At 68.0% G+C, this 9,969-nt stretch carries 11 protein-coding genes; 3 read left to right on the plus strand and 8 right to left on the minus strand.

From position 1 onward, the window contains the following. Positions 1 to 78: 78 nt before the first annotated feature. Complete coding sequence (locus tag A5782_RS20120) at positions 79 to 1,449, minus strand: hypothetical protein (RefSeq protein WP_067103858.1); 1,371 nt, start codon at positions 1,447 to 1,449, stop codon at positions 79 to 81. 87 nt (positions 1,450 to 1,536) lie between these two features. Further along, positions 1,537 to 2,325: a (2Z,6E)-farnesyl diphosphate synthase gene (locus tag A5782_RS20125; RefSeq protein ID WP_067103867.1), complete on the minus strand. Its 789-nt coding sequence runs from the start codon at positions 2,323 to 2,325 to the stop codon at positions 1,537 to 1,539. Positions 2,326 to 2,490: 165 nt separating this feature from the next. Between A5782_RS20125 and A5782_RS20130 the strand changes: the two genes are divergently transcribed. Then, complete coding sequence (locus tag A5782_RS20130; RefSeq protein WP_067103859.1) at positions 2,491 to 3,264, plus strand: hemolysin III family protein; 774 nt, start codon at positions 2,491 to 2,493, stop codon at positions 3,262 to 3,264. Between the two features lie 4 nt (positions 3,265 to 3,268). Here the strand turns inward: A5782_RS20130 and A5782_RS20135 are convergent, their stop codons facing one another. Genes A5782_RS20135 through mca form a run of 4 tightly spaced genes read right to left on the minus strand, consistent with a single transcriptional unit; the run spans position 3,269 to position 6,868 of the window. Then, positions 3,269 to 3,664, minus strand: a complete 396-nt coding sequence (locus A5782_RS20135; protein WP_067103860.1) for a nuclear transport factor 2 family protein — start codon at positions 3,662 to 3,664, stop codon at positions 3,269 to 3,271. Positions 3,665 to 3,685: 21 nt separating this feature from the next. Beyond that, on the minus strand, positions 3,686 to 5,701 hold the full coding sequence (locus tag A5782_RS20140) for a thioredoxin domain-containing protein (protein WP_067103861.1): 2,016 nt from the start codon (positions 5,699 to 5,701) through the stop codon (positions 3,686 to 3,688). Continuing rightward, on the minus strand, positions 5,688 to 5,999 hold the full coding sequence (locus A5782_RS20145) for a hypothetical protein (RefSeq protein ID WP_067103862.1): 312 nt from the start codon (positions 5,997 to 5,999) through the stop codon (positions 5,688 to 5,690). Before A5782_RS20145 ends, A5782_RS20140 begins: the two co-directional genes overlap by 14 nt. Further along, positions 5,996 to 6,868 (minus strand): mycothiol conjugate amidase Mca, encoded by an 873-nt coding sequence (mca, locus tag A5782_RS20150; protein ID WP_067103863.1) that lies wholly within the window; start codon positions 6,866 to 6,868, stop codon positions 5,996 to 5,998. The genes A5782_RS20145 and mca overlap by 4 nt, the downstream gene beginning before the upstream one ends. A 112-nt stretch (positions 6,869 to 6,980) precedes the next feature. Between mca and A5782_RS20155 the strand changes: the two genes are divergently transcribed. Together A5782_RS20155 and greA are read left to right on the plus strand one after the other, a co-directional pair. Continuing rightward, a complete protein-coding gene (locus A5782_RS20155) occupies positions 6,981 to 7,415 on the plus strand; it encodes a DUF4307 domain-containing protein (protein WP_067103864.1) in 435 nt (144 codons plus the stop codon). Positions 7,416 to 7,634: 219 nt separating this feature from the next. Further along, positions 7,635 to 8,129: a transcription elongation factor GreA gene (gene greA, locus A5782_RS20160; RefSeq protein WP_067103865.1), complete on the plus strand. Its 495-nt coding sequence runs from the start codon at positions 7,635 to 7,637 to the stop codon at positions 8,127 to 8,129. A 62-nt stretch (positions 8,130 to 8,191) separates the two neighbouring features. Here the strand turns inward: greA and A5782_RS20165 are convergent, their stop codons facing one another. Beyond that, the gene (locus A5782_RS20165) at positions 8,192 to 9,367 is read right to left on the minus strand and encodes a cystathionine gamma-synthase (RefSeq protein WP_067103866.1); all 1,176 of its coding nucleotides are present in this window, start codon (positions 9,365 to 9,367) and stop codon (positions 8,192 to 8,194) included. Between the two features lie 11 nt (positions 9,368 to 9,378). Further along, the coding region (locus A5782_RS20170) for an RDD family protein (RefSeq protein ID WP_067103868.1) at positions 9,379 to 9,969 on the minus strand (591 nt) is incomplete at its 5' end.

A 9,969-nucleotide genomic window follows, 5' to 3' on the forward strand; every position in this document is an offset into this window, starting at 1 on the left:
CGTCAGATATCTCCACTAAGCCCGGAGGTCCTCCCAAGCACAAGCCCAGACAGTCATTAACGTGCCCGCCCGGTACAACTAGTCGCTGGTAACCGGGACGCGTCCACGAAGATCGGCGGCGATCAGCCGGGCGGCGGCGTTTTGCCAGTTGTGCAACGAGCGCTGCGGGACCTCGGTGACGAACCAGTGCCAGGCCTGCCGCGCGGTCGGATCCAGACCCGTGGCCGTGGCGTTCTGTGCGTAGGCGCGCACTCCGACGACGTAGGGGAAATACAGCGAGTTGTAGTACCGCCACTCTTCGGTGGTGCCGAAATCGCCGCCGTCGCGCGGCTTCAGCCGCGAAATGCCCTCGGCCAGCAAGGCCTTGAGTTCGGTGGCCCGCTCGAGCGGCTGGTCGGGTGCGCCACGGGCGGCCAGCCGCTCGTCGATCACCGGCAGCGCTGTCAGCGGGCTGGCGACCAGCTTGCTCAGGTCGCCGTAGTGGCCCAGCGCCCGGCGAGTGAGCCTGGCGAAGGTGACGTCGTCGATCCCTGCGAGCGGATGCTCCTGCCGCAGTGGCAGTGCCGCCCCGGTATGCCGCAGCGTGGCCCGATCCGCGCGCAGCGCAGGCGATTTCGAGAATGCCAGCCGGTCGAGCACCCCGGCCAGCGGATCGGCGAGCACCTGCACGGTGATGGCGATCGCCAGGCTGGTGAACAGCAGCACGGTCAGCGCGGTCCGCGCGGCAGGGTCGTCACGGGTCACCGCCAACCCGATCAGCGCCTGGCCGCCGAACAGCACCGCCACCGCCACCGAACCGGCGAACGAGCGGAGCATGTCGGCGCGCAGCGCGTGGCCCTCATCGAACGCGTCCCACAGGGCGACGGCCACCCCGAGCCCGAGGACGTCGCAGCTCGTCGACGCCAGCGCGACCCAGCTGGGTACCAGGCCCAGCGGAATGATCAGGATCGCGTTGCCCAGGGCGAAGAACAGGGTGGCGGTAATGGCGAGCCCCACGGCCGGCCTCGGCCGCCGTGGACGGCGCAACGCGACGGCCATCGCGCCGAGAGTCGACACCGAGATCACCGCGAACATCAGCCAGTGGCCGGGCCGCAGCGGCCCGTCGACGCTGCCGGCCAGCGTCGCTCCGAACAGGGTGAGTGCGGCGACCCCGGCCACGAGCAGCAACTCGCGGGTGCGCCCGCGCCAGCCGTCGCTGGGCCGGGACAGCTCGACGAGCACCGCGAACCACGCCACGCCGGGGACGGCCGCCAGGTAGATCTCGACGCGGCTCAACGGCTGGGCGTACGCGGGACTGGCGGTCCGCACCGCATCCAGCCCCACCACGAGCGCAAATCCACACAGTCCGATCGCCGCCAGCGCGAGGACGGGTTTGCGCGGATCGCGGGCCGCCAGGTACAGGCCCAGCCAGGCGCTCAGCGTGAACACCACCGCCGACAGCGCAGCCATGTCCTTAGTGTGGCACGCAGGCGACCTGCCACTTAAGACCGTTTCGCCGCCTAATCGCGCCGACCCGCTGCGCCCGGCTCCGCCGCGCTACTTGCCGTGCCGGCGATCCCGCCGGCTGTAGTCGCGCAGCGCCCGCAGGAAATCGACCCGACGGAACGCGGGCCAGTGCGTTTCGCAGAACCACATCTCCGAATAGGCGCTCTGCCACAGCAGAAATCCCGACAGGCGCTGCTCGCCCGATGTGCGGATCACCAGGTCGGGGTCGGGCTGCCCGGAGGTGTAGAGGTTTTCGGAGATGGCGTCGACGGTGACCGCGTCGACGAGCTCCTCGCCGGTGGCGCCGTTGGCGAGTTCCTTGTTCAACAGCGCGCGCACCGCCCCGACGATCTCCTGGCGCCCGCCGTAACCCACCGCCACGTTGACGTGAAAGGGCGCGACGCTGGGCGTGGACTCGACGGCACCGCGCACTCGGCGGGCCGGCTCGTCGCCGAGCAGTTCCAGGTCCCCCACCGTGCGCACGCTCCAACGGTTGGTGGGTGCGCAGATCTCCTCGACGACGTCGGTGACGATCTCGATCAGCCCGGCCAGTTCGTCGGGATCGCGTTGCAGATTTTCGGTGGAAAGCAGATAGACGGTGGTCATTTCGACGCCGGCCTCCTGACACCAGCGCAGCATCTCGGCGATCTTGGACGCGCCCATCCGGTAGCCGTAGCTGACGTCCTCGTATCCCGCGTCGCGAGCCCATCGCCGGTTCCCGTCGCACAGCACGGCGATGTGCCGCGGAAGCTGGGACTTGGAGGCGGCCAGGCCCTGCCTCAGCCGCAGCTCGTAGACGCGATACAGCGGCTCTTTGAGGCGCGGCGGGATAATTTCCACGACCATCCACCCTACTGCCAGCGGTGATCTATTCACCGGTTCTCATTTCGGCCCGGTCACCCGGGAAGCCGACACGGTTCCGTAACCATCCCTGACTAATGTGGCTCTTGAACAGTCCCTGGCGACTTTCCCACTCGCATCCCAAGTTGCAAAGACACAGGAGACATGAGCAGCCAGACCAGCACCGTCCCCAACCCGGAGCCCGAACGCGAGTCGATCGTTCCGGGCAACACCGTCGAGCAGCTCGTCGAGGGCGCCGCCCAGTTCTTGGGCAAGCCCCGGCTGCGCGGCTGGATCCACTTCGTCTCGGCGTGGCTGGCGATCATCACCGGCGCCACGCTGGTGTCGGTGTCGTGGGCGCTCGCCTCTCCCCGCGCCGGGCACTCGACGCTGGTTTACGCCGCGGCGACGGTGGCGATGTTCGCGGTCAGCGCCACCTATCACCGGGTGCACTGGAAATCAGTCGTCGCGCGCAACATGATGAAGCGGCTCGACCATTCGATGATCTTCGTGTTCATCGCCGGCAGCTACACCCCGTTCGCGCGGCTGGTCATGCCGCAGAACACCGGAGTGCTGGTGCAGTGCATCGTGTGGGGCGGCGCGGCGGCCGGCATCGCGTTGAAAATGTGCTGGCCGACGGCGCCGCGCTGGGTCGGCGTGCCGCTCTATCTGCTGCTCGGGTGGGTGGCCGTCTGGTTCGCTCCCACGATCCTGCATCAGGCCGGCGTGGCCGCGATGGTGCTGCTGGCGGTGGGCGGCGTCTTCTACAGCGTGGGCGGCATCTTCTACGGGCTGCGCTGGCCCGACCCGTGGCCGACGACGTTCGGCTATCACGAGTTCTTCCACGCCTTCACCGCGATCGCGGCGATTCTGCATTACATCGCCATGTGGTTCGCCGTCTTCTACGCCGGCGACCACGCCTGGCTGGCGGGCGGCTGAGGCCTCAACGCCCCGGCTCGGCGGTGGTGACGTCGTCCTCCGGCGACCAGTAGGCCTTCATCGACGCGATCTTGCCGCGGCTGTCGAAGACCATCACGTCGATCGGCTCGATCACCATCCGGTGCAAACCCGCCGTCACGGTCAGCCGGAATTGGAAAGCCGCCTCGTTTCCGGCGACGCGCAGCGTCACCAGTTCGCATTCGCGCTGCACTTCGTTGACCGCGGAGTAGAACCCGTGGATCGCCTGCCGGCCGATGTGCACCTCGCCGCCGACCGGATCCTCGACGGTGGCGTCGTCGGCGTACAACTCGACCAGGTCATCGGCGCTGCCGTGGGCGACCAATTCGATGTAGCGGTTGACCGTGTTTCTGATCGCTTCGGTCTTGGCGGCATTCGGCATGGGACGCAGGGTAACCCCGGGCTAGTGACCGGGGACACCCAGGGCGGCGGCCAGTTCGGGTGCGGTGGTCACCGGCAGGTCGCACACCTGGCCGCGGCACACGTAGGCGGCGTCGGCGCCTCCCACTCGGGGGCGGCCGGCCAGCAGCGCCGACGAATCCACCTCTCCGCCCACGACGATCGCCCCGCCGGGCGCCAGCCGCCGAGCCTCGGCCAGCAGCGCCGAGGCCGACGGGTCGCAGGCAACCGCGATCTGCAGCGGTCCGCGCACCGCCGCTTCCGCGATGGTCAGCCAATGCCCGGCCGACCGCGGCGCGCGCTCGAGCAGCACCGAGTGCGCGCCAAGCGATTCGCTGACCGCTCGCAGGTAACGCTGCGCCCGATCGGCATCAACCAGGTGCGCCGCGGTCAGCAGCGCCTCGGTGATCGACGACGCCCCCGACGGGGTCGCACCGTCGAGGGGGTCGGCCGGCCGGAGCACCAATTGCTCGGCATCGTCGGCGGTATCGAACCAGCGGCCGGGCCGCTGGGGATCGGCGAAGTGCGCCAGGGCGGTGTCGAGCAGGTCGGTTGCCGCGGCCAGCCAGGTGTCCTCGGCGGTCAGCTGATACAGCGCGAGCAGGCCAGTGGCCAGCATCGCGTGGTCCTCGAGGATGGCGGCGCTGTCGCCGACCATGCCGCCCAGGCTGGCGCGTCGCAACCGGCCATCGACGACATGCAGACCCAGCAGCGCCCGCGCGCAACGCATTGCCGCCTGGGCTAATTCGGGATCATCCAGCGCCACGCCGGCTTCGGCCAGCGCGGTGATGGCCAGCCCGTTCCACGAGGTGACAACCTTGTCGTCGCGCCCGGGCTGGATTCGGGTGAGCCGGGCGGCCAGCAGCGCGGACCGCACGCGTTCCAGCCGCTGCGGATCCTCGGCATCGACAGGCAGCTGCAGCACCGAGGTGCCATGCTCGAACGTGCCGCCCTGGGTGACGTCGAAAATGCTTGCCGCCCAAGGGCCGTCGTCGGGCCCGAGCACCTCGTTCAGCTGCGCCGGAGTCCAGACATAGGTCGAACCCTCGCGGCCGTCGGCGTCGGCGTCCAGCGACGAGGTGAACATGGCGCCGTCGGCCAGATCGTCGAGCAGGAACCGGGCGGTCTGGGCGGTGACCCGGCGCGCCAGCGGATCCGCGGTACGCCGGGCCCAGTGCGCGTAGGCGCGTAACAGCAGTGCGTTGTCGTACAGCATCTTCTCGAAATGCGGTACTACCCAAGCATTGTCGACGCTGTATCGGGCAAAGCCACCGCCGAGCTGGTCGTAGATGCCGCCGCGCGCCATCGCGTTGCCGGTGTGCGATACCGCCTCCAGCGCCGCCGGTAACCCGGTGCGCTCGAAGTGGCGCAGCAACGCCTCGAGCAGCGCCGACGGCGGGAACTTGGGCGCACCGCCGAACCCGCCGCGCACCGCGTCCCGATCCTTCAGCAGCGTGGCGACGGCGTGGTCACACAACGCCGGTGCCACCGACGAGCCGCCGCCCGGAAGAGCGGCAGCCATGTTGCGTAACTCGCCGGCGATATGGTCGGAGGCCTCCTCCACCTCGCCACGGCGCTCCCGCCAGGTGGCGGATACGGCCGAAAGGAGTTGCAGGAAGCCTTCTTTCGGATAGTAGGTGCCGCAGAAGAAGGGGCGTCCATCCGGTGTCAAAAAGCACGTCATCGGCCAACCGCCGTGCCCGTTGAGCGCGACCGTGGCGTTCATGTACACCGCGTCGATGTCCGGGCGTTCCTCACGGTCGACCTTGATGCAGACGAACCCCGCGTTCATCGCGGCGGCCACTTCGTCGTCTTCGAACGATTCGTGGGCCATGACGTGGCACCAGTGGCAGGCGGCGTAGCCGACGGAGAGCAGGATCGGCACGTCCCGGGCTGCGGCGGCGGCCAGCGCCTCGGGGGTCCACTGCTGCCAATGCACCGGATTGTCTGCATGCTGGCGCAGATATGGGCTGGTCGCCAGCCCAAGGGTATTCGTGGAAGCCGAGTCAGCCGGGCTCATCGCCGGGTCCCGGGGCTCGCGGCGAGCCGTTTGCCTCATCCGGAGCGGTGCCGGGGTCGACCACGTCGGTGCCCTCGTCGGCGGCCTGGTCCGGTTCGGGATGCTTGGGATCAAACGATTCCGGCACCTTCTTCAGCTGCCGGTTCATCGATCGCAGCAGAAACAGCGTGCTGATCAACAGCAACACCACGATCAGCAGCCCGACCGGGCTGGCCTTACCGAAATCGGGGCCGGTGTGGCGCGGCGGTCCGTCGGCTTGCCAGCCGGCGGCGGTCACGACGAGAAAGAGGTGATTCACGCGTCGCTCTCGATCCCGGCGAACAGGTCGTCCTCGGGCAGCCGGACGGGTACCCGCGACCGCGCCAGCTCGAATTCCTCAGTGGGCCAAAGCCGTTGCTGCCAAGCGATGGGAGCGGCGAAGAAGTCGTGGTCGGGGTCGATCTGAGTGGTGTGCGCCCGCAGCGCGTCGTCGCGCTGGCTGAAGTACGCCGAGCACTCGACCCGTGTGGTGACCCGTGACTCGAAGGGATCGTGCGCGGCATCCCAGTGCTTGAGCCACTTCTTGAACGGGGGTTCTTGACCATGCTTGATGGCCTCGTCGTGCAGCAACTGCATCCGGGCCCGCAGGAACCCGTGGTTGTAGTAGAGCTTGGACACCGTCCACGGCTCGCCGGCGTCTCCGAAGCGCCGGTAATCGCCGGCGGCCTCGTACGCGCCGACCGAAACCTGGTGGCAGCGAATGTGATCGGGATGGGGGTAGCCGCCGGTTTCGTCGTACGTGGTCATCACGTGCGGGCGGAACTCGCGGACCACGCGCACCAGCGCCTCGATCGACTCCTCGAGCGGCACCAGCGCGAAACAGCCCTCGGGCAACGGCGGCGGCGGGTCACCCTGGGGTAATCCGGAGTCGACGAAACCCAACCAGGTGTGCTCCACCCCGAGAATCTCGGCGGCCTTGGCCATCTCGTCACGGCGGATCTCGGCCATGTGTCCGTGCACCTCGGGCAGGTCCATGGCCGGGTTGAGAATGTCGCCGCGCTCACCGCCGGTCAACGTCACCACCAGCACTCGATGGCCTTCGTCGGCGTAGCGCGCCAGCGTGGCCGCACCCTTGCTGGACTCGTCGTCGGGGTGGGCGTGCACCGCCATCAACCGCAATTCGCTCACGTGCCCCCTTGTCGGTCTGGTGGTCGCCCGGTCTGACCCTATAATTCCAGTTCCGAGTTCGTTGCATGCTGTCGGCCGGTGCCGAGCAGCCGACAACCAGGCATAACCAGGTATGACCGAAACCCCAGTCTCACGTCCGGAGGCCCGCTACGGGCGCTCTCGGCGGTCGCGCATCCCCCGGCGGTGGGTGATCGTCGCGCTGGGCGCGCTGGTCGTCGTGGCCGGACTCGTCGTTGCCGTCATCGGCTATCACCGGTTCGGCACGAGCGACGTCAAGGGGACGACGGCCGGTTATCGGGTGATCGACGACCAGACGGCGTCGATAACGATCAGCGTGACGCGATCGGATCCGTCGCGGCCGGTGGACTGCATCGTGCGGGTGCGCTCGAAAGACGGCAGCGAGACGGGCCGCCGAGAGCTGCTGGTCCCGCCCTCGGATGCGGCCACCGTGCAAGTGACCACCACGGTGAAATCCTTCGAACCGCCCTTGGTGGCCGACATCTATGGCTGCGGCACCGATGTGCCCGCCTACCTGCGCCCGGCGTGACCTCCCAATCCACGCCGAACTGCGAATATGGAGTCATCAAGTGTTTGCGCGGTGGTAACATGGATGAATGCACGGTTCCGGTTGGGACCGTGTTGCTGCATTAGCGACCGTGAGCAAAACGGAGCGGCAGCACACGGGGACGGACCCGCACACTCCGGGTGGCGGAGCTTATAGGACTTGACGCGGACTCGCGGAACAACATACGAGGAGCACGACGAGATGACGGACACTTCCGTGACCTGGCTTACCCAGGAGTCACACGACCGACTCAAGGCCGAGCTCGATCAGTTGATTGCGAATCGTCCGGTCATCGCCGCGGAGATCAACGACCGCCGCGAGGAGGGTGACCTGCGCGAGAACGGCGGCTACCACGCCGCCCGCGAAGAGCAGGGTCAGCAGGAGGCCCGCATCCGCCAGCTGCAGGATCTGCTCAACAACGCCAAGGTCGGCGAGGCGCCCAAGCAGTCCGGCGTCGCGCTGCCCGGCTCGGTGGTGAAGGTCTACTACAACGGCGACAAGTCCGACACGGAGACGTTCCTGATCGCCACCCGCCAGGAGGGCGTCAACGACGGCAAGCTCGAGGTCTACTCGCCCAACTCACCGCTGGGCGGCGCCCTGATCGACGCCAAGGAGGGCGAGACCCGCAGCTACGTGGTGCCCAACGGCAACACCGTCAAGGTCACGCTGGTCAGCGCGGAGCCCTACCACTCCTGATCGGGGCTCAGCCCGATGGTGGCGACCCGCCTCGCCCGGCTCCGCCGCGCTCGCGATCGCCACTAGCCCAAAGCTTGATCGAGATCGGCCAGCAGGTCGGCGATATCCTCGATGCCGACCGACAGGCGCACCAGATCGTCGGGCACTTCCAGTTGCGACCCGGCCGTCGAGGCATGCGTCATGGCGCTGGGGTGCTCGATCAACGACTCGACCCCACCCAGGGATTCGGCCAGGATGAACACCCTGGTTCTGGCGCACAGTTGGCGGGCGGCCTGGCGGCCACCGCGCATACGCACCGAAACCATGCCGCCGAAGCCGCGCATCTGCCGTGCGGCGATCTCATGCCCGGGGTGTGAGGGCAGACCGGGATACAGCACGGTGCTCACTGCGGGATGCCCTGCGAGGAATTCCGCTACGGCCGAAGCGTTTTCGCTGTGCCGCTGCATGCGCAGCACCAGGGTCTTCAGGCCGCGCAGGGTCAGGTAGGCGTCGAACGGGCCGGGCACCGCCCCGGCCCCGTTCTGCAGGAAGGCGAACGCGTCGTCCAGTTCTTTGTCGTTGGTGACCAGCGCACCGCCCACCACGTCGGAGTGCCCGCCGATGTATTTGGTGGTGGAGTGCAGCACGATGTCGGCACCGAGCGTCAACGGCTGCTGCAGCGCGGGCGAGGCAAAAGTATTGTCCACCAACACTTTTGCCGAACTCTGCTTGCCCAGGTCGGCCAGGGCGGCGATGTCGGCGATGGACAGCAACGGATTGGTCGGGGTTTCCGCCCAGATCAGCCGGGTTCGCGGCGTGATCGCGGCGGCGACCGCGTCCAGCTCATGCAGCGCGACCGGGGTGTACTCGACGTTCCACTGGGTGAAGACCTTGTCGATCAGCCGGAAGGTGCCGCCATACGCGTCGTTTGGGATGACCACGTGGTCACCGGGCCGCAGCACCGCGCGCAGGGCGCAGTCGGTGGCGGCCATGCCCGACCCGAAGGCCCGCCCGTGGGCGCCCTCTTCGACGGCCGCCAGCGCCGCTTCCAGCGCGGTCCGGGTCGGGTTGCCGGTGCGCGCGTATTCGAACCCGCCGCGCAGGGCGCCGACGCCATCCTGGGCGAAGGTGCTGCTGGCGTAGATCGGGGCGTTCACCGCGCCGGTTGCCGGGTCCGGCCGGTAGCCGGAGTGAATTGCTTTGGTGGCCAGTCCGGCGAACTCGTGATGTCCTCCGGTGTCCGGGTGGTCGTCGCTCATCGACGACCAGCCTAGGTGACGACCGGCCTTTCTTCGCCGCCGATCGGCAGGCAGACCGTCGTCATGATCTTGTCCGCCAGCGTTTGACGCTTCGAATCCCACAGCGGGAAAAGGAAACCGATGAAGCAGATGATCGCGTCGACGAAGTGCGCCAGCGAGCGGACCACCGACATCCCGAAGCCGAGGGGTTCGCCGGTGACTTCGCTGACCACCTTGAACTTCATCACCGATTTGCCGACGCTCGACCCGGTGGTGCCCTGCCGATAGCCGTAGTTCCAGATCAGATAGAACAGCCCGATGATCGACGCCAGCCACTGCGCCACCATGCCGATGGTCGAGTTCTGGGTGGCGCAGTACTGGTTGACGGAGTACTGCGTGACGTCGGTGATGCAGGCGGTCTGTTGGGTGGCGAGCAGGATCGCGGTGCCGATGCCGTGCACGACAACGTACGGGAGGATGTCGATGATGAACGCCAGCGCGCGGGTGAGCCATGGCGTGTAGTCCTGCGTCGGCAGCGTGCGGATCGCCGGACCGGGGGGCGGCGGCGCGTACCCGTCTCTTATACACATCTCCGAGCCCACGAGACGCGTAGTAATCTCGCT

The sequence above is a fragment of the Mycobacterium sp. 852002-40037_SCH5390672 genome (genome assembly GCF_001665875.1).
In the GTDB taxonomy this organism is placed as follows: domain Bacteria; phylum Actinomycetota; class Actinomycetes; order Mycobacteriales; family Mycobacteriaceae; genus Mycobacterium.